We start from the raw sequence: 24732 nt of genomic DNA, 5'->3' as shown, positions 1-24732 counted from the left end.
TGCTAATAAGCAGCAAATAATTAGATTTTGAATCAGGGTGATTAATCTATAAATGGCTTGAAAAGACAGGGGGAATAACTGTAAACTAAATTTGAGAACGATCGGTAAAAATAATTCTTTACTGATCGTTCTCAATCTGTTAGGATGATTTTACAGGGAAAACAAACCTAAGAGCATCTGAAGAATATTCTTTAAAACGTTATAAACACATTACAATTGGTGAAGGGAGGGAACCTGAGATGGCGAGAAGCAAAGAATTTGAGGAAAACGAAGTTTTAGATAAAGCCATGAAGCTGTTCTGGGAGCAGGGGTATGAGAAAACGTCGATGAGTGATCTCGTTGAACACATGGGTATTCATCGCAGAAGCATTTATGATACGTTCACCGATAAACGTACCTTGTTCTTCAAAGCAATGGAACGGTTCGGTAATCGTACTGATGCCAAATTGGCTGCAGGCGTCAAGCAAGCGAAAACGGCCAAGGAAGCTCTTCATTTTATCTTTGAGTATATGAGCAGCACTGAAGAGGGTGAGCCACCTGGATGCATGTTTGTGAATTCTGCAGTGGAAATGGCTTGCCGGGATGAAGTTGTAGATGCCAAAGCGGTTGGGGCCTTTGAAAAAGTGGAGCATCTTCTTGTGGAGATCGTCACCTGGGGGCAAGAAAATGGGGAGTTCTCAAGCCAGTATGGCGCACAAGAATTAGCGGAGTACCTGCATAATGCTTTAATTGGGATAAGGGTAATGGCCCGGACATCAGTGCCTAAGGAAAAGCTGGAGCGTATTTCCACAACGAGCATGCTGTTGTTAGAAAAATAAGATGAAGTAGTTTCGTCTTGTCGGGATATTAGAATGGTCATACTCAATAAAAGCAACGGCGGATGGTTAAGTGCAGGAGCGAGCTCTTGCCTTAACCAAATACAGAGCATTCTTTTTGCGCTATTTTTAGAACGATCATTCTCATATAAAAATTAAGGAGTGTTTAAACATGAAAACATTAATTATTGTAGCTCACCCGGATTTACAAAATTCACGGATTAACCGGGCATTGGCTGATACCATGAGGGAGCAGCCGGATACGACCGTACATGTGCTGGATGAGTTTTATCAAGATAAATCAATCGATGTGACCCATGAGCAAGGACTGCTGGAACGTCATGACCGGATTATTTTCCAATACCCTTTATATTGGTACAGCACACCCCCACTCTTGAAGCAGTGGTTCGACGAGGTGCTCGCATACGGCTGGGCATTCGGCCCGGGAGGGGAGCATCTGAAAGGAAAAGAGATCGGCATCGCAATTTCAACAGCAGGCACTGCAGCTTCATATCAGCCCGGTGGATACAATCTGTTTACAATTCGGGATATTGCAAAACCAATGGAGGCGCTCGCCAACTATGTCGGGGCCCATTATCTGCCGCCATTTGCTATCCATAACGCCAATCATATCACTGATGAGCAGATCGCCATTAGCCAAGAGGCTTACGTGGATCATCTAAGAAGTGTAAGACATGTGCAAACATCGGGTTTGGTCACCATTAACAAATAATAATAATCGTAAAATTTCAGAGGAGGAACAAAAAAATGACAAACAATAAAATTGCATTGGTAACTGGAGCGAACAAAGGAATTGGGTATGAGGTTGCAAGACAGCTCGGGGAATTAGGCATTACGGTTTTGGTAGCCGCACGCAACCAAGCAACAGCTGATGAAACAGCAAACGAATTAAGCAAGGAAGGCATCGAAGCCGTGGGTGTACAGCTGAATGTGACGGATTCGGAGCATATTGCGAAGGTAACCAGATGGATTAGTGACACGTATGGTCGGTTGGATATCCTGATTAATAATGCAGGGGTATGGGCTGAAAAAGAGGATTACGAAGGCGATGCACTGCGTGATACCTTTGAGGTCAATACATTTGGTCCTTATTATCTCACAGAATCATTAATGCCTCTGCTTCTGAAAAGTGAGGCTGGTCGAATCGTCAACCAGAGCAGTGCTCTCGGTTCCATACAATTTCTGCTGACCAATGAGCTTGCACAGCGGATTGCCACACCTGCATATTCTGCATCCAAGGCAGCATTGAACATGCTGACAGCATATTGGGCTCAGAAAGCGCAAGGAACGAATCTTAAAGTGAATTCCGTACATCCCGGTTTGGTTAAAACACAGATGGGTGGTGAAAAGGCAGAGCTATCCCCAGAGGAAGGTGCCAAAACGGCTGTGCGTCTGGCTACCTTGTCTGAAGACGGTCCAACAGGCAGCTTTTACTATATGGATAGTCAGCTTCCTTGGTAAATCATTAAAGCCGCATATTGCGGCTTTTTTTGTTGATGGATGTTAGATGAAGAAGCAACAAACGTTTTAATCCAAACGTCTAATATAGTTAGGTAGCTGTATTATGAGGAGGAATACCATTGAGAAAATCGGTCATAGGTGTGACGCTACTCGTTCTTCTATGTACACTTAGTGGATGCCAAGTATTCTCAACAAGTGAAGTAGGGGATTACATTCTTCAGAAGGAAGAGGATCGAATTCTGGTAGCGGAAAATATATCTAGAGAAGATGCGGATCAACCTTTTGGCGATCTTAGAGAAAAACAGGTTACCCTAATCTATTATATTGTTAAAGATTCTGAGCTCCTTGAGCAGCTTGAAGTAGGGGACAAAGTTAAAATTACCCCCAAAGTGAATAAGGAAGGGTTCTATCATGTTATGCAATCTGATCCACCTCAGATTATCGCAGGCAGGATTGAGAGAGAGGAATAATCCATAAACTTCAATAATTTTTATAGTAAATAAGTACAAAGAAAAGGGAGAACAATGTAAATGGGTAAAGGTGTAAATTTTCAATAACTTTAGTAACTATACTAATGTCTGTTGATAAACTTGATTCCATAAATAACTTATTGTATCCGGGAATGCATTAAGGACTTGCATTTCTTGCGAAAATGGTTCGTGACCTTATCAAAATGTTCTTTCTTAAGTAATAAAGATGATCACTCATAGGTTACTGTTACATTGTGCAAACTACAAGTATGCATCGGAGCAGAAGAGAAACCATAATGAATGTCATTAACCCAACTCGGAAAGCTAAACGGAAAAGGCATAGCTGATAAAAAGAATGTTTGGACCAGAATGAGGAAAAAAGTTTTTTTGAGTTATCCCTTGATTTTTTTAAAAGTGTTTGTTATTGTTTAACCTGTGATTTTGGAAAGCAGTTATATCAATTGGAACGAGCACTTTCCAGCAGATAATTTTGACCACTTCCATGAGGGAGTCAAGGCCATACGGACAGCCGGGTCAAACGCCGATTGGCAACTTATGTTGCCTTATTGATTGAGTTAAAAGCTCAAATTTTATAAGTTGGTTACTTTACAACCAGTGCAATTGCACATCAACTTGTGAAACGGTCAATAAGAGTGGTAAAGGCGAATTATTTGCTATATAGACTCTGATCTGATATTGATATACATGAGGGAGCTTTCCACCAGAGGAGTTCTTTGAACTTTTTTGGTTATGGAGACTTTACGTTTTTTCACGATGTATATCGACAAGCAAGTGTGATGATGCGCGGATTACGGCATTTATTCACCTTGCTTTTTTTGTTGTCAGAAATTGACGGAAGTTGAACAATGAGAAGACCTTGAAACGGACATTTGAATCAAAAAACAAAAAAAATCTACATATGGGATAGGAGAATGTAAAAATGGGAAAAGCACTAATCATCGGCGCCGGCGGCGTGGCTTCTGTGGCAGTACACAAATGCGTTCAAAATAGCGAAGTTTTTGAGGAAATCTGTATTGCGAGTCGTACCAAATCCAAATGTGATGATCTCAAAGCGAAGCTGGACGGTGGCAAAACAAAAATTACTACAGCACAAGTAGACGCGGATAATGTAGACGAATTGATTGCTCTGATCAACGAAGTTAAACCGGATATCGTCATGAACCTGGCTTTGCCTTATCAAGATCTGACGATCATGGATGCGTGCCTTGCAACCAAAACGCATTACATGGATACGGCAAACTATGAGCCAGAAGATACGGCAAAATTCGAATACAGCTGGCAATGGGATTACAAAGAGCGTTTTGAAAAAGCAGGAATTACTGCACTGCTCGGCAGTGGTTTTGACCCAGGCGTAACTGGCGTATTCTCAGCCTATGCCCTGAAGCACTACTTTGACGAAATCGAGTACATCGACATCCTTGACTGCAACGGTGGCGATCACGGCTATCCGTTCGCAACCAACTTCAACCCGGAAATCAACATCCGTGAAGTTTCAGCAAACGGAAGATACTGGGAAAATGGTGAATGGATCGAAACCAAACCGATGGAAATCAAACGTGTCTACGACTTCAAGGAAGTTGGCGAAAAAGACATGTACCTGTTGTACCATGAAGAGCTGGAATCCTTGGCGAAAAACATTCCTGGCTTGAAACGGATTCGTTTCTTCATGACATTTGGCCAAAGCTACCTGACTCACCTGAAAGCACTTGAAAATGTGGGCATGACTTCCATTGAACCTATCGAATTCGAAGGCAAACAAATCATCCCGCTGCAATTCCTGAAGGCGGTACTGCCTGACCCGGCATCCCTTGGACCACGTACTGTGGGCAAAACGAACATCGGCTGCATTTTCAAAGGCAAAAAAGACGGCAAGGACAAAACGTACTACGTTTACAACATCTGTGATCACCAAGAGTGCTACAAAGAGGTTGGTTCCCAAGCCATCTCGTATACTACAGGCGTTCCAGCAATGATCGGTGCAGCTATGGTCATGACAGGCAAATGGAACAAACCGGGCGTATACAACGTGGAAGAGTTCAACCCGGATCCGTTCATGGAAGAGCTGAACAAATGGGGACTTCCATGGGTAGAAGACTTCAACCCGGTTCTTGTTGACGAACTGCCAGAAGAAGCGAAAGAATCGGAGCTCGTTCGTTAAGATGCGGTTTGAGCAATTACCGACACCATGCTTTGTTGTTGATGAGGCGCTTATTGAGAAAAATGTGAAGATCCTTAACGGTGTCATGCAGCGTACTGGTGCAAAAATCGTGCTGGCTCAAAAGGCATTTTCCATGACAGCGATGTATCCACTAATCGGACAATATTTGAGCGGGGCAACGGCAAGCGGGTTGTATGAAGCCCGTCTGGGCCACGAGGAAATGGGCAAAGAGAATCATGTATTTGCACCGGCCTACCGCGAAGACGAGATCGATGAGATTATTTCAATCTGCGATCACATTATTTTCAACTCTTTTTCGCAGCTTGCGAAATTTAAGGATAAAGCACTTCAGGCTGGCCGCAAGATTGGCTTGCGTATCAATCCTGAATGTTCAACCCAGGAAGGGCACGAGATTTACGATCCGTGCTCACCGGGTTCACGTTTCGGTGCCAAACAGGAGGATTTCCGTGCAGAGCTGCTGGAAGGCGTCTCCGGTTTGCATTTCCATACATTATGCCAACAAAATTCCGACGATCTGGAAACAACGCTGAACGCGGTTGAAGAGAAGTTCGGACAATGGCTGCCTCAAATGGAGTGGATTAACTTCGGTGGTGGACACCACATTACGCGTGAGGATTATGACATTCCAAGACTGGAGGCATGCATTAAACGCATGCAGGACAAATATGGCCTGGAAGTTTATCTGGAGCCAGGGGAAGCTGTTGCGCTTAACGCGGGTTATCTGGTGACTTCTGTGCTGGATTTCCACAAAAACGGAATGGACATTGCCATTCTGGATACATCAGCCACTTGTCACATGCCAGACGTACTGGAAATGCCATATCGTCCGCCACTTGTTGGCTCCGGAGAAGCAGGAGAGAAGCCTCACCTGTACCGTCTAGGCGGTCAAACTTGCCTGTCTGGTGATGTCATTGGAGATTATTCGTTTGATGAGCCTTTGAAAGAGGGCGATCGTCTGGTCTTTGAAGATATGGCGATCTATTCCATGGTCAAAACGAATACATTTAACGGAATGCCATTACCAGCCATCGCTGTCAAACGCAAAGATGGCGATTGTGAAGTTGTCCGTGAATTCGGATATCAGGATTTCAAAATGAGACTGGCATAATTAGCTATTATAAATATTATCAATAACAAAAACCGGATTCCACTACAAGGAATCCGGTTTTTGTTATCTTAGATGCACTACAAGGACTATAGGGACTATAGTGATTTATAATTTCGGATGATCACATCGATAACCCGTTTTCCCCAGTTGCATGACTCCGAACCTGGTTCATTCCAGGCATAGGTGATTAGTGCTTTCCATAATGCCCATCCACGTGCACGGTTAATCATATCTTGGTCAGCATTCATTCGGCGGAGGAAAATATCACGACTCATATCATCAAAAAAGTTCCATGCCATCACCAGGTCGCTGGAAGGATCACCTACGCCCATCGTTCCGAAATCAATGACACCGCACAATCGACCGCCTTGAACGAGCAGATTTCCTACAGCAACGTCACCGTGCAGCCAGAGCGGTGCAGCTTCATATTTTGTGGCAAGGGCAAGCTCCCATATTTCCAATAACAGCGTAGGATCGTACGGACTGGGTAAAACGTCTATGACGGATCTGGTGTCCTGGTCATAAACAGCCAGGTTTCCGCCGCGATGAAAATTTTGAATGCCAGCAGGAATACCTTGGCTTGCATCAATCGCTTCCAGTTCAATTAGAAAACCAGCGAGATCCTCAGCAAATGTGTTCAGATCCGTTATATTTTCAACTGTGACTGTGCTGCCTTCAATCCATTGGTTAACAGACCAGGGAAGAGGATATTCTGCCGTAGGCTCACCTTTTGCAATCGGTGCCGGAATCGGCAAGGAAAGATAAGACTTGAAAACGGGCAGCCAAGTCAATTCTTTCTGAACAGCAGAGGCATATCGTTCATGACTCGGTAAACGAACAGTCATCTCATTTCCTAATCGATAGGTCCGATTATCGTGTCCACTTTTGTCTACGGGTGCTATGGTGAGGTGTTTCCACTCAGGAAATTGACTCTGGATCAGTTGACGTACCAGTTCAGTCGTAATTTCAATCATTTCACTCGCCCCCTGCGGAAGTCGTTAGGTGTTCGTTGATGCTGTTTTTTGAAAGACTGAATAAAGTGATTCACATGATTGAAGCCCACTCTATGGGCTATCTCCGTTATGGTATAGTCGGTCGAACTTAATAACTCGCAGCTTTTTTTAATTCGATACTTAATCAAGTAGGCGTAAGGGGTCATATGAATTGTACGCTTAAAACCTCGGGTGCATTCCGATACACTTAGATGTGCTGCATCCGCGATCTCCTGTAATGTGATCGGATCTGCATAATGACGGTGGATGAAACTGATCATGAAATGAAGTCTCTCCTGTTGCCGCTTCACGTTCGCTGATGCTTCCTCTGTCGAGAGCGAGAAATTGGAGATTATGGTCAGCCACAGCTGTACCGTCTGAATGGAAACCTCGTACTCCCAGCCCCATTGTTTGGTCATCTCAAATTTTGTTTTCATATTCTGCAACATTTCCAATACTTGAATTTCCCATGTAACTTCGCCTTTGATTAGAAGGGATACGAAGGACGAGTTGGTATAGGGGAGGACATAGTTTTTCTCCATGGCACTATCAGAGTAGAATGCCAGCAGTTTCTCCGGAAAATTAAAACTGACATACTGTCCGTTATGCGTCAAATGGGTCGTCACATGAAGAATGCTTTTATTGATCAGAATGGCCTGACCAGTATGTAATTCATGATCCATCCCGTTAACCTGGATCACCAGTGTTCCTTTGGTAACCAATGTGATCTGTAGATCTTCATGCCAATGCAGGTCGTTAAACCCTCTTCCTTCAGGGATGCTATCGTGGACCGTATGCGTGTACATGATATAGGGGAATGAAGTATCAGGATATTGGATGGTCTCATGCAAGGGTTTCTCCATGACGTTAATTCCTCTCGAATGACGATATTTCAATATAAATGAAAGATATAATTGCACTAATGAACGATAAGCGGTGATATTATTATATCAGATCTTAAGGTTATCAATACAATCCTGTGCACAGACGATTGGATAAAACATCCTGGAGGCCTTACATGTGAAAATCAAACCATCGTCATTACCGCTGCATCCGTATATATTGCTTTTAATCAGCATCCTGTCTGTTTCGATCTCATCCATTATGATCAAATCATCAGATACGGCAACCGCTGTGGCTGGAATGTACAGATTGTACATATCCGTAATTATTATGCTTCCTTTAGTACCCTGGAAAGCCCTTCGAATCTCTGAGATGACCAAAAAAGATTGGGTTACCGTAGTGGTAGCAGGGCTATTTCTCGGATTACACTTTTTATTTTGGATGAAATCCTTGGTCCATACTTCGGTGGCGAGTTCCATGGTCATCTTGTCATTACAGCCTTTATTCGTAATGATCGGTTCCTATTTTATGTTCAGAGAACGAAACAGCATGCTAACAATCTTTTGTTTAATTGCGGCCCTCATTGGTTCAATCATCATAGCTTGGGGGGATCTGGGGATTTCGCGAGAGGCGATCTTAGGAGACGGACTATCCTTGATGGGAACCATTTTGGTTTCTGCTTATATGCTTGCAGGGCAGAAGGTTAGCCGTAAAATAGACTCGAATTTATACAGTATCCTTGTTTTTTTCCTGGGCGGGACCGTGATGCTGGTTTATTGCTTGTTCAATCAAATCCCTTTGGTGGGTTACAGTTCTTCGGATTGGACTTATTTCTTGTTGCTCGCCGTAATTCCAACCATTTTTGGTCAGAATATTTTTAACCTGTTGTTAAAAACGATCGGTGCAACGACGGTTTCTGTAGGGATTATTGGAGAGCCTGTTCTGGCAATTATTCTCGCGTATCTATTTTTGGGAGAAACGATAACTAACTTTCAATTAACAGGTGGATTAATTACGTTGTTAGGCATGGGCATGTACTTTTGGATCCGATCCTCAAGTCATATCGTAGCTAAACAAAAATGGATTTAGTGTATTATATTTGAATTAAACAAAAGATGAGGAGATTATATACATGGCAACCATTGATGATTTTATGAAGCTGGATATCCGGATTGGAACAATAATTCATGCTGAGTTTTTTGCAGAGGCAAAAATGCCGGCGATCAAGCTGGAGATTGATTTTGGAGAAGAGATTGGTATCAAGAAATCGAGTGCACAAATTACGAAAAGATATGAAGCGGAAGTGCTCATAGGGAAACAAGTCATTGGTGTTGTTAATTTCCCTCCGCGCCGGATAGCCGGATTCAAGTCGGAGGTATTGGTTCTAGGAGGTGTGCCCGAAAAAGGGGATGTCGTGTTGTTAAAACCGGACATTGAATTACCACCAGGAACACCTATAGCGTAAAAGATTTTCGGGTTAGCTCGAACTAAAAATCATACGATGTAGAAGCGTCAATTAACGACGTAATATAGAGACTATTTCCAGACATGCCATCTGTCTGTGAAATAGTCTTTTTATTTTTCATAGATAAAAAGCTATATAAACGGTTGTTATATTGTCATGTTAAGCGTGATTGGATCATAAGATGGGGAAATAAACTGGACAAGCGAGTAGGAGTGAGGAAGTCTTGAGTGTTCAACTTCTGATCAGTTATATTTTCCTTGGTTTGACGCTTGCTGCTCCCATTGGGCCAGTCAATTCCGCCCGATTGGACAAAGGCATCAAAAATGGTTTTTGGCATGCCTGGATGGTCGGAGCAGGTTCCATGATCGCCGATGCTGCCTTTATGCTCTTGATTTATATGGGCTTGGTTCAATTCCTCAACATCCCCTGGGTACAAATTCTCCTCTGGCTCGTTGGCGGGTTCACGCTAACCTATACTGGCATCGAGAGTATTCTGCAAATGAACAAATTAAAGCTGCATTCGGCCAAAAATCGTAAGGATTCCCTCTTTCACTGCTTCATGCTGGGATTTTTCATGTCGATTACCAGCCCGATGTCCATCATTTTCTGGTTAGGGATATATGGATCCATTCTGGCCAAAACGGCAGTATCATTTGGGACAAGTCATCTGCTGATATACAGCAGCATGATCTTCATCGGATTGACGCTCTGGGATTTGTTTGTGGCGGGGTTAACTACAGGAATGCGGCGTTATCTCAATCAAAGAAGCCTCTCCATCATATCCGTTGTATCCGGTTTGTCTCTGGTGGGGTTCGGCGTTTATTTTGCGCTTCAAGGGCTGCGTGCATTGTTCTCGTAGAGGATGGGCGTACACCCAAATGCTTCAATTCTGGAGTGGGACAACGCGACACCGCCATGATAGGCACATAGACTGCTCTCATCAGTTATGCAGAAAACTGCATGATAATTAAACTGAAGGGACGATGTACTTTCATGCTGCGAACGATTGTTGTACCGAACAAGTACAAACCGAAGCTGAACCTAAGGGAAACTGCCGAGGCCATACATTTTTCAAAAAAGAGGTTTCAGGAACGATTGGAGCAGAATTTAAATCTCATCCAGGTACCCTCACCTGTTCTTTTGCAAGAAGGTACAGGAATTAACGATAATCTGAACGGGGTAGAGCGTATCGTTTCTTTCGATGCATTGGATATGGAAGAGGGACAGATTGAAGTTGTTCAATCCCTTGCGAAGTGGAAACGGATAGCTCTGAAGACATATGGCTTTCAGGTGGGTGAAGGATTATACACCAATATGAATGCAATCAGACGGGATGAGTGGATGGATAATCTGCATTCCATCTATGTGGATCAATGGGACTGGGAGAAGGTCATTGCTGAAGATCAACGCAACCTAGAGACCCTGAAGGAAGAAGTAAGCAAGATCTATCGTTCGATTCAAGCAACAGAGCAAGAACTCTATACTCAATACTCATGCCTAGAGCCCATTCTGCCCGATCAGATTTTCTTCATTACAACACAAGAGTTGGAGAACCGATATCCGGATCTTACTCCAAAAGAGCGCGAAAATGAGATTACACGCCAATACGGTGCTGTTTTTATCATGCAGGTAGGTGGGCTGTTGAATTCAGGGATTGTGCATGATGGTCGCTCACCGGATTATGATGATTGGACGTTAAACGGAGATATTTTATTATGGTTTCCTGTGCTGGAGCAGGCCTTGGAAGTCTCATCCATGGGAATACGTGTTGATGCCGCTGCACTTGAAAAGCAATTGAATCTGAGTCAAGCGAACGAACGGGCCGCTCTTGATTTTCATCAATCTGTCTTGAACGGAGTACTTCCTTTCACAATTGGTGGCGGGATTGGTCAATCCAGATTATGTATGTTTTTGTTGCGAAAAGCGCATGTTGGAGAAGTGCAGACGTCGGTGTGGAATGACAGAACGTGGCGGGAATGCGAAGAGGGAAATATTCCTCTATTATAGATAGCGTTTGTAACAGGAAGAGGATATCCTTCGCGGGATATCCTCTTTTTTTTGCTACGCCTTGACCTTATGATTTTTCCACCATCTTGTCATGATCCAGGTGACCAGAGCTATAACAAAAATCATGATCAGACTTACATAAAAGCCTACCCGGATGTCCGGTTTCATTAGCGTCCCACTTACCGCGCCCAATAACAGCACTAGACCGGAAATGCCGAGTATGACATCCCTGGCGCGGATCTGAAGTATTTTGAAGGCAGCGATAATGATAAAGGACCAGTTATACATCTGCAATATACCGGCTGCGGTAGTGATGTACTCATATATCTTTCCTGGAAGCAGCAGGGCTGTCACGATGGAGGCGCATAAGCCAACCGCAGCAAGCACAAGGGAAGGTAGAGGAAGTTGTTTGAATTTTAATTTCGCTTTGAACAGCTTAGGCGCGTCTCCATCCTTTGACATGGTCACCAGAAGGTTGACGACAGCAAACAACGAAGCGCTCATGGCCGAAAAACCGGCCAAGATGATGGCGCCATTGAATACATGAGGAAAGAACTCCAAATGATACGACGATAGAGCCGTAACAAACGGGCTTTCCTTTTCATTCATCTTCGTATAGTGCACCATGAACACGGCCATGCCAATCGATAACATATAAAGGATGGAAAGGCCGGTTAACATCACCTTTCCGGCTTTTGGGGCGTCCTTTTTATCCTGTAACTGGATGGACATGAGTCCAATGGTCTCTACACCGCCATATGCGTAAAACGCGTAGAGAAGTGACGACCAGAAGGCTGGAAACTTACCCGGGAACAGTTCTACAGCAGAACTTGGCATGCCAGGCCGTTCATTGCTTCCCCCATGTATCCACCCGAAGAGTGCTGCTGCAGCCAGCAGAATAAACATGACAATAGCTGCGGTTTTGACTACAGCGAGAACATTCTCAATCTTGTCAAACCATTGTGTCCCAAGTAGGACAACAAAAATGGAGAGTAAGGCGTAACCCGCCGCAAAAACCCAGAGGGGAACATTAGGAAACCAAAATCGGGAGAGAATGGACAAGGCCGTTAACTGGCTTCCCATAATCAAAATTTTGGTACTCCAGTAGTTCCATCCACAGCCAAAGCGGGCCCAACGCCCAAAAGCTTTGCCTGCGTAATAACAGAACGAACCTTCCTGAGGATCTGCAGTCGTCATTTTAGCCAGGAAGTGAAACACAATGTAGGTACCCAGAGCGGCGATCAAAAAGGATAACACCATTGAAGGTCCGGTCTGTTTGATACCTATTCCCGAACCCAGAAAGTATCCGGTACCAATCGTACAGCCGATGCCAAGCAGGGATAGCTGCCACCATTTTAAGTTTCCCTTCTCCTTACCTTCAGTTGAAGAGGAAGCATCTTGTGCAGCGCAACTTAAATCCGTCAAAGTAGGTACACCTCTCCTTCTCAGATAAGGTGAACCAATAGAAGATAAAATATGCCTCCACTTGTTACTTACGTTTTACAGGGTAAAAATATAGGATCGTTGACACGGCTCTGAATGGTGTCTTACAATCTAAACATTATTTAGAGACGAGCCGACAACAGGTTTTCTTATGTCGGGTCTAATGACTGCTTACTTAAATGGAACAGAAACATACTTACGGAGGTTTACTTTTATGTTGATCAGAGAGATTGAAGAAAGAGATAATCAACAGGTGGAACATCTGATCAGAACGTGTTTGATCGAATTTGGTGCGAATAAACCTGGGACAGCCTGGACAGATCCACATTTGGGAGATTTCTATCATCTGTACCAGAATGCGGGGTCTAAATATTGGGTAGTTGAGCAAGATTCTACGGTCGTAGCGGGCTGTGGTATTGGTCCGATTGACGGTTATCCTCAAATTTGTGAGCTGCAAAAAATGTATGCATTCCAAGAAACCAGAGGTACAGGTATTTCAAGCGAATTATTGCACGTTGTCCTTGATTATGCAAAAGATCATTATGAGCAATGTTACCTGGAAACCTTGAGCAATATGACGGCAGCCAACAAGTTCTATGCCAAAAATGGATTTATTGCATTAGACAAGCCCTTGAATGGATCTGAACATTATGCATGTGACACTTGGTATTTAAAAACATTATAAGTGATCTGATTTTCTTGAACATGTGCGTTACCGATAGACTCTGAGAGAGGGGTTTATCGGTTTTTCTTTTTTATGAACACTGGAGAGGCCAACAGTAGCTAACTGCATGCATTTACCTTTTTATGTATAATCAGAGTGTGAAATGGTTTATCCATGAGCTTGTAACTAATAATTAAGGATTTAATGGAGGAGGGAATATATGCTCGCTATCATCTTGATTTTGGGTTTGCTCTTTATTGTTGTTTACTTGCGTGCGATCTATATGAAGCTTGAAAGAATAGTTGAGGTCTTGGATCAAAAAAATGAATCCTGAGAACAGATTGCCATGGGACTGCAATTATTATCAAGAAGAGGGTACTCATCTTAGAAGTGTTACATAATAGAGAACGATAAAGAGGAGCTGCAGCGGGCAGCTGCTCTTTTTCATGTTGAAGCACGATTTTGATCTACTTGAGCTTAAATATGCATGTATATGATTAGTGGTTTCGGATAAAGGTGACTCTGCTCTGTCTTCACGTAGTTCTTAAATTTATAGCATATGAAGCTTAAAAAACTGCATACAGACATTTCAAGACGAGTGGTATTCTAAATTCGATATGTGGTCCAGATTGGCAAAGACAACTTCTCAAGAAGAAAGAAGGACTGATGTATGCTTACATTAGACGACAAAACGGTATGGGTAAATCACGTTGTAGACAAAATCACGGCAAAAATGGATTGGGTCAGTGTTAAATCCAAAAACAAAATCCCATATACGACCATTGATGGTGAACATGATGACAGATCAGTCCATAATCCAACTCATTCAGCTGACGACGGAATATGTTGGTGGACGAATGGATTCTGGGGAGGCATGATGTGGCAGTTGTTTAATGCAACCGGAGAACCAAAATACAAACAAATTGCTGAAATCTCTGAAGTGAAATTAGATAGCTGCTTCCTGAAGTTTGATGGGCTGCACCATGACGTAGGATTTATGTGGCTGCCGACGAGTGTCGCCAATTATAAACTTACCGGGAATCCGGATTCGCGCAATAGGGCCATGCATGCCGCCAATCTACTTGCTGGCCGGTACAATCCGGCAGGGGAATTCATCCGAGCCTGGAATGACATTGAGGGTGAAGACACAAGGGGATGGGCGATCATTGACTGTATGCTTAACATACCACTCTTATATTGGGCCTCCAAGGAAACAGGAGATCCGCGTTTTCAGCACATTGCGATGAAACATGCGGATACCACCATGAATAGCTTTGTAAGACCAGACGGTTCGGTTAACCATATTGTTGAATTGGATCCGGTGGTCGGTGGGGTCATCAATACCTATGGGGGACAGGGATACGAGGATGGTTCTTCTTGGACGCGGGGACAGAGCTGGGCATTGTACGGTTTTATGATGAGCTATAACTGGACGCAAAAAGAGGAGTATCTGAATACGGCTAAACGAGTAGCTCACTATTTTATCGCGAACATCCCTGAACACGGAATCATTCCTATTGATTTTAGGCAGCCTAAAGGGCCTGTACTGGAGGATTCAACAGCAGCGGCCATCGCTGCCTGTGGCTTGATTGAGATCGCCAAAGTTGTTGGAACTTACGAGAAACAGTTATATCTGAATGCAGCGTTGAAGCTGCTTCAAGCCCTGGATCAGTTACGGACCGATTGGAGTCCCGGCTGCGATTGTATTCTCCAAAACGGTTCGGCAGCTTATCACGCCAAAAGCCACCATCAGTCTATCATCTATGGAGATTATTTTTTTATTGAAGCGATATTTAAACTAAAAGGTACGGATTTATATATTTGGTAGATTGATAACGATAATGAAGAGAAACAACCCACTACCGATCAAGTCGTGGGTTGTTTCATATGACTGAAACACATCGTTGTAAAATCGACGAGTGAAAATTGTGGAGCACAAATTCTAAAAAAAACGTACAATGAGAGGCAATAAGATCATCTCTCCTTTTATGTGCTTATGTTCATTTTGGGTATAGATGCGAAGTTTAGGTTGGACCCTATGTTCTCTATGAAGAGTTCAGTTGTTCATTTTCGGCTTAGTTAAGGAAGGTGAATGTATGGAATACATAAAATTATTACTCGCAGATGATGAACCCATCATATTGCGCGGGTTAAAAAAATTGATATCCTGGGAGCAGCTTGGAATCCGGATTGTGGCTGAAGCTAATGATGGGATTGAACTTCGAGATCTGATAGCCAGACATAATCCTCAACTTATTATTAGCGATATCAGTATGCCAGGTGGAAGTGGGATAGATGTGATTACGGAGTTGAATGAACAAGGGTACAGCGGCAAGGTTATATTTATTAGTGCTTTTCAAGAGTTTGGATATGCACGTCAAGCGATTCAGTTAGGGGCACTGGATTATCTGGTAAAGCCAATAAATAAAATTCAGCTGGAGAGGGTAGTTGGGAAAGCCGTATCCATGATCCGCGAAACCTCGGACGGTGAACGAAACAAAAAGATGTTAAATTACTATGAGGGAAAAAATCGAGTTAATACCATTGAGCAGCTTCTTGACGGATTACTGGACGGTGATACGAATACCCTAGCTGACTTGACACAATTGGGTGTGATCGTAGTTAGCCGATGGATTACCGTTTGTGTTTTGGAAATGGACGATTATGCTGCCACCTCCCGGTGGGAAGAGCGCGAGCGTTACTTGGTCAATTTTGCAGTGTCCAACATTATCCGAGAGACATTGGATCAGGAATCCATGAAGGGAAAGGGTTTGCTAATTCAAAAGGAAGGATTATTTACGATCCTGGTTCAGCATGAGGAGAAGGATTACCCTCTTCAATTGGTACAAGACCTTCGTCATAAGATTCAGCAATATTTGAAGCTAAGTGTCTCGTGCGGAGTTGGTACGAGCATGGCAGGCATGGAGAAAGCAGAAGAAACATACCGCGAGGCGTTGAAAGCGCTTCATAGTAAATTTTTTATGGGAACAAATCAAGTTATTCGTTATGGGGAGACACTCACGGAAGCGAATAATGAGAACAGGCCGATTACCGTTCTTCAATCCAATTTAGTAAAAGCATTAACCACCATGGAACGAGAAAAAATCGAACCGCTGATTAAGGAACTCCTTGAACAAATCAGGATACAAGCGGGAAACAACAAAAACCTCGCGCTTACAGGAGTATATAATGCAGTTTTGACGTTGATTCAGGAATTGGAGAAGTTCGGTGGAGAGTTAGAGAGGTACCAAGGAGGCTTGCTTGAAAGATGGAATGACTGTCTCTCTTATGCAGATGTTGCTCAAGAAGTCGTAGCAATCTTAACGGAAATGCAGCAGAAACTTGCGAGTAAGGCGCCAGGAAAAGAAAGAGCGCTGCTTACGAAAGTCAAATCGCATATTGAAGAAAACTATGACAGCAACATCACACTGGAATCCATGGCGGCCCTGGTCTATATGAACTCCTACTATTTCAGCAGTTTCTTCAAAAAGCACACCGGCCAAAATTTCAAAAACTACGTTACAGAAGTGCGCATGAGCCACGCGCTAAAGCTGCTAATGGAGACGGAACTCATGGTTTATGAGATTGCCGACCGTGTGGGCTACAACAATGTAAGGCATTTTAGTGATATGTTCAAGAAAAAATATGGAAAGGTGCCGCAAGACTATAGGCAGTCCTTCCGCCAGTTTGAAACATAACCGATAAAGAAGGTGTTTCCTTCATGCGCTTCTTGACCAAAAGCATATTCGTCAAATTCTCAGCTTCGTTTATTTTGGTGGGGCTAATCCCACTCTTTGCGCTAAGCTATTTCTCTGTGCAAATATTCTCAAGCTACGTTGAACGGTACACAACGAGTAATCAACAACAAATGATTATGTATATGAGTTACAATCTGAACTCCGCATTTCAGCAATATAATGATATTTCCAAGCTCATGTATAACGTACGCTACGAGGGGTTAGCCGAAAACATAAATCAAAATCAGACGTTCAATGTCAATGAGCTGGAGCAGATCAATTCAATTCCCATCGACTCGTTTCTGAAGACATTAGTGTTTAGCGACAATTATATATCAGCTGCTTATTTTATGAGATCGTCAGACGGCAAAATCTACTCTCAAGAAAGAGAGAATAGAGGCCTGACAGAGGATGCACTTCCGGTTCATGAATGGAAAGAAACGATGAGAAGCCAGCCTTCCAAAGCGGCGCTATTCCCGACGCATAAGGATGATTACTTTACTGGTTCCAAACGCGAAGTATTTACGCTTGCACGCAATCTGATTGATACCTCCGGACGTCTTACAAGGGAACCTAAAGTGGTTGGTACGCTCTTCCTGGACGTCGATACCACCATGTTCCAGCAATTCCTGAATGAGCTTTCTCTCGGTACTCAGGATGAATTAGTTCTGCTCAATGATCAGGATGAGATGTATTTCAGCAATCAAAAGGATAGGACACTGGATGAATTCATCTCCAAAAGTAAGGATACCGAAATGCTGGTCCTCCGGGAAGACATCCCTTTTATTGAAGGTCAATTGGTTGCAATTATTCATCGAGCCGGGTTGTTTGAACAGCTTTTCTCCGCCAGGGCTACCGTATATCTGGCCATCCTCATTTGCTCCATTGTATTAATTGTTATGGGGGCATGGTTTTCACGGCGACTCGCAGCACCCATTCGCAAGCTGATCCAACAAATGGCTGTAGTGGAGTCTGGGAAGCTGAATGCCAGACTCCCTGTTACCAGCAACGATGAAATAGGCAGACTGACCCATGGATTCAATCGAATGGTTGAGCGGTTACAAGTCCACATTGATGAAGCTTATGTCGCTCAGATCAAACAAAAGCAAACTGAACTTAACGCACTTAAAAGTCAAATCAGACCCCACTATCTGTATAACACGCTTGAAGTGATTCGCATGAATGCAGTAGATAAAGATGCGGACGAAGTCGCTGACATGATTCATTCCTTGTCCAATCAATTGAAATATGTCATTGACTACGGCGAAGATCGTGTAAGTCTATGGAGAGAAGTTGAACATCTGCATGATTATTTCTACATCATCTCCATTCGTTATGAAAACAGATATGTACTGCAATGTGACATTGCTCCTGACGTGCAGATGGAATGGCCGATCTTGAAATTATGTTTGCAGCCTGTCGTCGAAAATGCCATTCAGCATGGACTTCGTCAAAGGAAAAAGGGAACCGTAGGGATAACGATAGAGAAGCAAGAGCAGAACCTGGTCATTGTTATTTATGATAATGGTATAGGCATAAGCGAGGAGAAGCTGAAAAGCATTAATGAAGGTCTGTACACGGCCACTCCGCATAATAGATCCGTGGGACTGAAAAATGTACATGAAAGAATCCGATCGATGTATGGAGAAAATTATGGTCTCTCTGTGAGCAGTCAGGAAAATATCGGAACGTCTGTGCAGCTCAGCTTTCCTGTTCCTGAATAGGTCCCTTGAAGAGCGAATGAACTTGTCCGCTCTTTTTTTATTCTTAAATTTACTGCACATGAGGCTTTAAAAAGTTCATACAAACAAAAACCAGGCAGTGCTATTCTAAATACGAAAACGCTTACCTGCAAGGAAAGCTGATTTGAACTTTGTTGATTATGAAGGGAGTTATGTACGTTATGCTGAAATCAAAATTCAAGTTATCGGCTTTGCTGCTTGCAGTGACAATGACCTTAGGTGCTTGCAGCACAGGCAGTAGTCCGAATTCCGATGAAAACGGGTCAACAAGCAGCAGTGACAACGTAAGTTTCACCATTGGTTATGCTTCAGGTGATCCTGCTGCCAAAAAAGCGATCGCTGATTCCATCAAAAGATTCACGGAGGCTAATCCGAGTATTGAAATTAAGGATATGAGCGAGAACACAAGCAATTCCTACCTGGACTGGTTGAAAACAAAGGATGCGGTCGGCGAATTCCCTGACCTTGTTGAGATGAGGGATACAGAGGTCTTTGCCGACGCAGGTAAAATCGTGGAACTTCCTTCTGACCTGATTGAGCTGTTTGATTCCCCACCTGAGGTTGACGGAAAGATTTGGAATGCTCCTATAGCCAATAATGTGCCCCAAGGAATCATATACAGCAAAAAGGCATATGCCGATGCTGGGATTACTGAGCTTCCCAAAACGTATGACGAATTCATTGCTATCCAGGAAAAACTGAAGGCCACTGGTATAACTCCGATCGTTGTTGGAGGCAAAGATATTTTTCATATGGGGTTCTGGGTGAACAAGTTTCTCATTGATGAGGTATATGCGAAAGATCCGGATTGGAATTCTAAAAAGACAGAGCAGTCTGTCAGCTTCGCAGATGAAAACGTCGTGCAGGCAATGACGGATTATAAAGTGTTGTTCCAAAATTATGTAGACAAGGGTTGGCTAAGTACTCCTGATAACCAAACAGCTTCTTTTCTAATCACAGGAAAGGCGGCACAACTATACTCGGGTACTTGGATGTTCTCACAGATCGAAGAAGCAGATCCAAGTTTTGAATACGGTTTCTATGCAGTTCCGGACCGGGAGGGTCAAGTGAATGTGATCGGACTTCCATCACCTGCCGGATGGACACTTTCTGCTGAGGCAGCTAAGGATCCGAAGAAGACGGAAGCCATCAAGAAGTTCATTCGTTTCTTCTTCGAGCCAGAGCAGTATTCCCAGTATCTTGCAAGTGTTAACGGAATCCCATCTACGCAAGCAGAAGTGACATATGAAACCGGAGAAGCGATGCAGACGGCCCTTGATCTGATGTCAGATCCGAATGTCACGAAGTCCTTGGCGATTAACAATTGGTGGGGAGAGAACTTAATACCGCCACAATTCCGAAACTGGTTCTATAAAAAGCTGCAGGAAATGGTCCTGAATGATGGTGACGTGAAAACATATATGGAACAGGTTGATGCTGAATACGATAACCAGGTCAAGGCGAATTCGATGTAAAACTAATTCGCGGGGGACCGCTACGGGGTGGTTCCTCCTTGGATAAGGAAGGAGTATATGAAATGGGAATACCTGCATCAACGGAGAAAGCAACACTGACAGCTGCATCCGCTCGAAAACGGAAGAAAAAGCATCATCCTTTTGCTGTTGTTTTTATACTTCCGTCGTTAATTTTGTACACGCTATTTGTGATTGTGCCTACTCTGGGGAGCGCATATCTAAGCTTTACCTCCTGGGATGGCATAAGTGAAGATATCCGTTATATTGGCTTTGCTAATTTTGCTGAGATATGGAGCAGCCCAAGGGTTCATAATGCCCTCAAAAATACGCTTATCATGACGGTGAGTCTGGTTGTACTGGAAAATATCGCTGCGATCGCCATGGCCCTCATGGTGGACAAAGTCCGTTGGTTCAAAAATTTGTTTCGTAGCATATTTTACTTTCCTACCTTACTAAGCGGAATTGTAATGGGCTTCGTTTGGGCGATGATCCTGAATTACAACTTTGGTGTGGTGAATCAAATTCTGAACCATATTGGCCTCGGAAACTGGACAATGGATTGGTTGGGTGATCCCAAATACGCTATGCTGTCCGTGATCCTGTCTACCGTTTGGAAGGGGGCAGGTTACTATATGATCATTTATTTGGCCGGACTTCAGAGCATTCCCGCAGAACTGTCCGAAGCAGCCAATATAGATGGTGCAAATGGCTGGCAGCAATTTCGATTCATTACCTTCCCACTGCTTGCCGGGTCTGTTACCGTATGTATGGTTCTTTCGATGATTAGTGCGCTAAAAATATTTGATCAAATTGCGGTAATGACCGATGGAGGACCAGGTTTCGCAACAGAAACATTGACTTATATCATCTATAAAGTTGGATTCGGGGAATTAAGACAGGGCTTCGGGACAGCTCTTGCCATGGTGTTATTTGTGATTATTCTTGTTATCACCGTGATTCAAGTGAAAATCCTCCGCAAGCGGGAGGTGCAGTATTAACATGAGTATGCAGACACGCAAAAAAACAACGGATGTCATGCTCTTCGTCGTTATTCTGATATTCGCTATCCTGTTCTTTTTTCCCATCTTCTTTAATTTGATGTCTGCCTTCAAAAGCAATGGTGAAATCATGCGAAATGCGCTCTCATTACCAACTTCGTTGTATCTTGAGAATTTCAAGTATCTGTTGACCGAGACAGAGTTCCCGAGGGCGATTCTGAATAGTCTGATCCTGACCGTAGTCTCCATTGTGATGCAGATATTGATCATCCCTATGGCTGGTTATGCCATTGAGCGGAGAAATGCCAGATGGACGAATTTTGTATTCCTCTACTTCCTTGCAGGGATGATGATTCCATTTCAGGCATACATGATTCCATTATTTAAAGAATTGAAAATGCTGGGCCTCTATGGCAGTCTCGCTGGGCCAATATTGGTTTATATCGCAGGAGCTATTGGATTTGGTTGCCTGTTATACACCAGCTTTGTTAAAGGGATACCGAAGGAAATAGAAGAAGCGGCGGAAATTGACGGATGCAGTCGCTACAGCATTTTCTGGAGAATTGTATTCCCGCTGCTCGGACCGGTTACAGCCAGTATGATTATTTTAAACGGTTTGGGCATTTGGAACGATTTTCTCATGCCAATGCTCGTTCTTCCTTCAGGTGAGCCCAAAACCATGGTCGTTGAAATTTACCGCTATATCGGTGAGTTCTCCTCCAGATGGGATATGATATTTGCTGGAACTGCCTTGTCGGTGGTACCCGTGCTAATCGTTTTTGTTGCTCTGCAAAGATACTTTGTGAAGGGGATCTCTGCTGGGGCGACCAAAGGATAAAGATCAATATACTTCTTATAACAACTGAATAACTAAGTATATGATAACAAAAACTGATTAAAATACGAAATGAGCCAGTCGCCAAAATATTTCAGGCGACTGGCTCATTTCGTTATCGGAGTTGCTCTAAATCAGGTAACCCAGGATCAATAGAATCGATAGAGTCGTACGCCGTGCGAAGGAATATTCGTCTGTAGAACGTCTCCTGTAAGTTCGGCTGGCGTTTCATTCCACAGCTCGGTGCCCGAGGTGAAGCCCGTAAGACCGATGTCATCAACAGACAGACTTACCGGGAGCTCAGAATCACCTACATTGAATAATGCTGCATAACGGGATTGATCAGAGGCTTCTGCTGTCCATACAATGAGATTGTCTTGGCGCAGCGTTTCCTTGGCTCCATGGCTATCCTGATTCATGCGCAGCACTTCCTTGTTCGTCAACAGGGATAAGGTCCATTCGTCACAGTCGCGAAGCTCACCGCCGAATATGAGCGGAGAGCGGAAGATGCTCCAGAGCGACATCATGGTCAGCTGCTCATCCCGTGTGAAGCGAGTCCAGCGATCCGCCCCGCCTCCGTCAACGGACCGGATTCCGATATGGCCGAGCGGGAGCATGTCGCAGTCCGGCCAGCAGCCCGCCTCCGGGATACCTTGCCAGGTTCGGCAGCGATCAAACATATCCAGCAGGAGCGGCCATTGATCCCAGAAGTCATCCGTGACCCGCCACATATTGGCATGTTCAGCGAAGAACGCGGAGTATTCCACAGGAGCGGGACCAGGAGAGAGACTCAGTACCATAGGCCGGCCGCAGCGTTCGATGGCTTTGGAGATTAGCTCGATCTCTGGCTGATGGGTATCATACAGCCTGGATGCAGCGATGTCGTCTACCTTGACCAAGTCCACGCCCCACTCGGCGTAGAGTTCAAAAAGAGAGTCGTAATAGGCTTGCGCACCTTCCTTCGATGCGTCAACGCCATACATGTCCGTATTCCATGGACAGATGGAATTGGTATGTGCAATATCACGTGCTGTAACGGTGGTATTCAGAATAGGGGTAGCTGCATGTGCAGCCTGCCTTGGAATCCCGCGCATAATGTGAATGCCGAATTTTAATCCAAGACTATGTACGTAATCGGCTAATGGCTTGAATCCTTGGCCACCTTCAGCAGACGGAAAGCGATTCTCGGCAGGCATAAGCCGGGAATATTCGTCCATCACCAAAGGAACAAAAGCCCGGTATTGAGAGGAATTTGCATAAGGTTCATACCACTGGATGTCGACGGTAATGTAGTTCCAGCCGAAGGGTTTGAGATGTTCAGCCATGTATTCCGCGTTCCCGCGAATTTCTTCTTCCGTTACGGCCGCACCGTAACAATCCCAGCTGTTCCAACCAAGCGGTGGTGTGGGGGCTGCATGCTTGTGATTCATGGGAATTCTCCTTTACTGATTAATTATTGCTCTGGTTAAGTTCATATTAATCAAGGAGATTAGCAATATCTATAGTAATCTTGGAAGGTGAATAGTACTATATTGCTGTTAATCAAAGAACAGTTTGCGATAAGCAAGGCTCTCGCCTCCACTGCGGAACTCCCCTGGTGTAAGTCCGGTGATGGTACGAAATGCTTTAATAAAATAACTTCCGCTGGAATACCCGATAAGCTCGGCAATCATGTCAATGCTATGTTCGGTTCCCCGAAGCAGTTCCATGGCTTTATCCATGCGAATGCGAGTTAAATAAGCAACGGGAGTAAGTCCTGTGCTGGCAGAGAAACGCCGAATCAGATGATATTTGGACAATGAGACATGTTCGGCTAATTGGTCGATACTAATCATTTGTGAATAATGCTGCTCTATAAATTCAGCTGCACGCTTGACCTTATCCGGCCAAGTATGCTTGTTCCGCAGAGTCGTAACCTGTAATCTGGCCAGTTCCGTCATGAATTGATATACCGAAGAGGATGCGATCAAGGGATCGGAGATTCGGCCTGCTGCTGCATCATTTACAATCATTCGCAACAACTTAACTGGTGCACAGTCTGCTGGGAGATAGGGGACTTCCCCTGCTTCGCGCAAAAATTTACGCCAGTGGGGCAGAATGAGATTCGGCCGGAACAGCAAAAACAGAAATTCCCATGGCTCACTGGATTCAGGGTGATAGTAATAGCGATGGGGTCCAGGGATTTCGGCAAGAAAAGCCTGTCCGGCAGAGACACGGTGCAGCTGTTCTCCTGATTCGTATATTCCTTGGCCAGAAAGCGTGTACTGGAAAAGGAGGAGAGGCCCATCGTTTCGTGTCAACCCGTCCCAATGATAGGAAGGATTGCTGATGGTATCGGAGCCTGCCGCATACAATATACATAGCTGCAGTTCCGGATCTTCAGCGAATCGAAAGCCATATGTACCTTTGGGTATGTCCATGAATATCTCCTTATGGTTCTAAGAATATATGCGATT

The 24732-nt window shown here is 44.0% G+C and carries 22 protein-coding genes; 17 read left to right on the top strand and 5 right to left on the bottom strand.

Annotated features, from left to right (window positions below; translation table 11 throughout):
- Positions 1 to 239: 239 nt before the first annotated feature.
- The 6 genes from CHI14_RS04355 (at position 240) to nspC (ending at position 6075) form a co-directional block, all read left to right on the top strand.
- The gene (locus CHI14_RS04355) at positions 240 to 818 is read left to right on the top strand and encodes a TetR/AcrR family transcriptional regulator (RefSeq protein ID WP_095287200.1); all 579 of its coding nucleotides are present in this window, start codon (positions 240 to 242) and stop codon (positions 816 to 818) included.
- Positions 819 to 987: 169 nt separating this feature from the next.
- Complete coding sequence (locus CHI14_RS04350) at positions 988 to 1548, top strand: NAD(P)H-dependent oxidoreductase (RefSeq protein ID WP_095287199.1); 561 nt, start codon at positions 988 to 990, stop codon at positions 1546 to 1548.
- Positions 1549 to 1583: 35 nt separating this feature from the next.
- Positions 1584 to 2297 carry an SDR family oxidoreductase gene (locus tag CHI14_RS04345; RefSeq protein WP_095287198.1) on the top strand — a complete coding sequence of 238 codons (714 nt, stop codon included), beginning with the start codon at positions 1584 to 1586 and terminating at the stop codon, positions 2295 to 2297.
- 119 nt (positions 2298 to 2416) lie between these two features.
- Complete coding sequence (locus tag CHI14_RS04340) at positions 2417 to 2767, top strand: DUF3221 domain-containing protein (RefSeq protein WP_170948016.1); 351 nt, start codon at positions 2417 to 2419, stop codon at positions 2765 to 2767.
- Positions 2768 to 3707: 940 nt separating this feature from the next.
- The gene (locus tag CHI14_RS04335) at positions 3708 to 4946 is read left to right on the top strand and encodes a saccharopine dehydrogenase family protein (protein WP_095287196.1); all 1239 of its coding nucleotides are present in this window, start codon (positions 3708 to 3710) and stop codon (positions 4944 to 4946) included.
- Position 4947: 1 nt separating this feature from the next.
- Positions 4948 to 6075 (top strand): carboxynorspermidine decarboxylase, encoded by a 1128-nt coding sequence (nspC, locus tag CHI14_RS04330; protein ID WP_095287195.1) that lies wholly within the window; start codon positions 4948 to 4950, stop codon positions 6073 to 6075.
- Between the two features lie 95 nt (positions 6076 to 6170).
- Here nspC and CHI14_RS04325 read toward each other — a convergent pair whose 3' ends face one another.
- Together CHI14_RS04325 and CHI14_RS04320 are read right to left on the bottom strand one after the other, a co-directional pair.
- Positions 6171 to 7049: an aminoglycoside phosphotransferase family protein gene (locus CHI14_RS04325; RefSeq protein ID WP_095287194.1), complete on the bottom strand. Its 879-nt coding sequence runs from the start codon at positions 7047 to 7049 to the stop codon at positions 6171 to 6173.
- Positions 7046 to 7930: an AraC family transcriptional regulator gene (locus tag CHI14_RS04320; protein WP_095287193.1), complete on the bottom strand. Its 885-nt coding sequence runs from the start codon at positions 7928 to 7930 to the stop codon at positions 7046 to 7048. The genes CHI14_RS04325 and CHI14_RS04320 overlap by 4 nt, the downstream gene beginning before the upstream one ends.
- 157 nt (positions 7931 to 8087) lie before the next feature.
- Here CHI14_RS04320 and CHI14_RS04315 point away from each other — a divergent pair, with 157 nt between their 5' ends.
- The 4 genes from CHI14_RS04315 to asnA all read left to right on the top strand — a co-directional run bounded on the left by CHI14_RS04315 (position 8088) and on the right by asnA (position 11382).
- Entirely contained in the window at positions 8088 to 8999 is a 912-nt protein-coding gene (locus CHI14_RS04315; protein ID WP_095287192.1) for a DMT family transporter, read from the top strand.
- A 43-nt stretch (positions 9000 to 9042) separates the two neighbouring features.
- On the top strand, positions 9043 to 9375 hold the full coding sequence (csaA, locus tag CHI14_RS04310; protein ID WP_095287191.1) for a chaperone CsaA: 333 nt from the start codon (positions 9043 to 9045) through the stop codon (positions 9373 to 9375).
- Between the two features lie 223 nt (positions 9376 to 9598).
- Positions 9599 to 10234 carry a LysE family transporter gene (locus CHI14_RS04305; RefSeq protein ID WP_095287190.1) on the top strand — a complete coding sequence of 212 codons (636 nt, stop codon included), beginning with the start codon at positions 9599 to 9601 and terminating at the stop codon, positions 10232 to 10234.
- A gap of 134 nt (positions 10235 to 10368) precedes the next feature.
- The gene (asnA, locus tag CHI14_RS04300) at positions 10369 to 11382 is read left to right on the top strand and encodes an aspartate--ammonia ligase (protein WP_095287189.1); all 1014 of its coding nucleotides are present in this window, start codon (positions 10369 to 10371) and stop codon (positions 11380 to 11382) included.
- 54 nt (positions 11383 to 11436) lie between these two features.
- Here asnA and CHI14_RS04295 read toward each other — a convergent pair whose 3' ends face one another.
- On the bottom strand, positions 11437 to 12807 hold the full coding sequence (locus CHI14_RS04295) for an amino acid permease (protein ID WP_095287188.1): 1371 nt from the start codon (positions 12805 to 12807) through the stop codon (positions 11437 to 11439).
- A 232-nt stretch (positions 12808 to 13039) separates the two neighbouring features.
- Here CHI14_RS04295 and CHI14_RS04290 point away from each other — a divergent pair, with 232 nt between their 5' ends.
- The 7 genes from CHI14_RS04290 (at position 13040) to CHI14_RS04260 (ending at position 22279) form a co-directional block, all read left to right on the top strand.
- A complete protein-coding gene (locus CHI14_RS04290) occupies positions 13040 to 13510 on the top strand; it encodes a GNAT family N-acetyltransferase (RefSeq protein ID WP_095287187.1) in 471 nt (156 codons plus the stop codon).
- A 649-nt stretch (positions 13511 to 14159) separates the two neighbouring features.
- Entirely contained in the window at positions 14160 to 15317 is a 1158-nt protein-coding gene (locus tag CHI14_RS04285; RefSeq protein WP_095287186.1) for a glycoside hydrolase family protein, read from the top strand.
- A gap of 268 nt (positions 15318 to 15585) precedes the next feature.
- On the top strand, positions 15586 to 17187 hold the full coding sequence (locus CHI14_RS04280; protein WP_095287185.1) for a response regulator: 1602 nt from the start codon (positions 15586 to 15588) through the stop codon (positions 17185 to 17187).
- Between the two features lie 23 nt (positions 17188 to 17210).
- A complete protein-coding gene (locus CHI14_RS04275; RefSeq protein WP_095287184.1) occupies positions 17211 to 18950 on the top strand; it encodes a cache domain-containing sensor histidine kinase in 1740 nt (579 codons plus the stop codon).
- A 179-nt stretch (positions 18951 to 19129) separates the two neighbouring features.
- A complete protein-coding gene (locus CHI14_RS04270; protein ID WP_095287183.1) occupies positions 19130 to 20443 on the top strand; it encodes an ABC transporter substrate-binding protein in 1314 nt (437 codons plus the stop codon).
- Between the two features lie 62 nt (positions 20444 to 20505).
- Positions 20506 to 21441 carry a carbohydrate ABC transporter permease gene (locus CHI14_RS04265; RefSeq protein WP_095287182.1) on the top strand — a complete coding sequence of 312 codons (936 nt, stop codon included), beginning with the start codon at positions 20506 to 20508 and terminating at the stop codon, positions 21439 to 21441.
- A gap of 1 nt (position 21442) precedes the next feature.
- A complete protein-coding gene (locus tag CHI14_RS04260; RefSeq protein WP_170948015.1) occupies positions 21443 to 22279 on the top strand; it encodes a carbohydrate ABC transporter permease in 837 nt (278 codons plus the stop codon).
- 146 nt (positions 22280 to 22425) lie between these two features.
- Here CHI14_RS04260 and CHI14_RS04255 read toward each other — a convergent pair whose 3' ends face one another.
- Together CHI14_RS04255 and CHI14_RS04250 are read right to left on the bottom strand one after the other, a co-directional pair.
- On the bottom strand, positions 22426 to 23706 hold the full coding sequence (locus CHI14_RS04255) for a glycoside hydrolase family 27 protein (RefSeq protein ID WP_095287181.1): 1281 nt from the start codon (positions 23704 to 23706) through the stop codon (positions 22426 to 22428).
- Between the two features lie 108 nt (positions 23707 to 23814).
- Positions 23815 to 24696, bottom strand: a complete 882-nt coding sequence (locus CHI14_RS04250) for a helix-turn-helix domain-containing protein (RefSeq protein ID WP_095287180.1) — start codon at positions 24694 to 24696, stop codon at positions 23815 to 23817.
- Between the last annotated feature and the right edge of the window lie 36 nt (positions 24697 to 24732).

Source organism: Paenibacillus sp. 7516 (assembly GCF_002272715.1).
In the GTDB taxonomy this organism is placed as follows: Bacteria; Bacillota; Bacilli; order Paenibacillales; family Paenibacillaceae; genus Paenibacillus; species Paenibacillus illinoisensis_A.
This window is presented reverse-complemented; position numbering and strand designations above follow the sequence as displayed.

Excerpts from the sequence above, each read along its gene's own strand:
- CHI14_RS04355 (WP_095287200.1), top strand. The coding sequence starts at position 240 with ATGGCGAGAAGCAAAGAATTTGAGGAAAACGAAGTTTTAGATAAAGCC.
- CHI14_RS04350 (WP_095287199.1), top strand. The coding sequence starts at position 988 with ATGAAAACATTAATTATTGTAGCTCACCCGGATTTACAAAATTCACGG.
- CHI14_RS04345 (WP_095287198.1), top strand. The coding sequence starts at position 1,584 with ATGACAAACAATAAAATTGCATTGGTAACTGGAGCGAACAAAGGAATT.
- CHI14_RS04335 (WP_095287196.1), top strand. The coding sequence starts at position 3,708 with ATGGGAAAAGCACTAATCATCGGCGCCGGCGGCGTGGCTTCTGTGGCA.
- nspC (WP_095287195.1), top strand. The coding sequence starts at position 4,948 with ATGCGGTTTGAGCAATTACCGACACCATGCTTTGTTGTTGATGAGGCG.
- CHI14_RS04325 (WP_095287194.1), bottom strand. The coding sequence starts at position 7,049 with ATGATTGAAATTACGACTGAACTGGTACGTCAACTGATCCAGAGTCAA.
- CHI14_RS04320 (WP_095287193.1), bottom strand. The coding sequence starts at position 7,930 with ATGGAGAAACCCTTGCATGAGACCATCCAATATCCTGATACTTCATTC.
- csaA (WP_095287191.1), top strand. The coding sequence starts at position 9,043 with ATGGCAACCATTGATGATTTTATGAAGCTGGATATCCGGATTGGAACA.
- asnA (WP_095287189.1), top strand. The coding sequence starts at position 10,369 with ATGCTGCGAACGATTGTTGTACCGAACAAGTACAAACCGAAGCTGAAC.
- CHI14_RS04290 (WP_095287187.1), top strand. The coding sequence starts at position 13,040 with ATGTTGATCAGAGAGATTGAAGAAAGAGATAATCAACAGGTGGAACAT.
- CHI14_RS04285 (WP_095287186.1), top strand. The coding sequence starts at position 14,160 with ATGCTTACATTAGACGACAAAACGGTATGGGTAAATCACGTTGTAGAC.
- CHI14_RS04280 (WP_095287185.1), top strand. The coding sequence starts at position 15,586 with ATGGAATACATAAAATTATTACTCGCAGATGATGAACCCATCATATTG.
- CHI14_RS04275 (WP_095287184.1), top strand. The coding sequence starts at position 17,211 with ATGCGCTTCTTGACCAAAAGCATATTCGTCAAATTCTCAGCTTCGTTT.
- CHI14_RS04270 (WP_095287183.1), top strand. The coding sequence starts at position 19,130 with ATGCTGAAATCAAAATTCAAGTTATCGGCTTTGCTGCTTGCAGTGACA.
- CHI14_RS04265 (WP_095287182.1), top strand. The coding sequence starts at position 20,506 with ATGGGAATACCTGCATCAACGGAGAAAGCAACACTGACAGCTGCATCC.
- CHI14_RS04260 (WP_170948015.1), top strand. The coding sequence starts at position 21,443 with ATGAGTATGCAGACACGCAAAAAAACAACGGATGTCATGCTCTTCGTC.
- CHI14_RS04255 (WP_095287181.1), bottom strand. The coding sequence starts at position 23,706 with ATGAATCACAAGCATGCAGCCCCCACACCACCGCTTGGTTGGAACAGC.
- CHI14_RS04250 (WP_095287180.1), bottom strand. The coding sequence starts at position 24,696 with ATGGACATACCCAAAGGTACATATGGCTTTCGATTCGCTGAAGATCCG.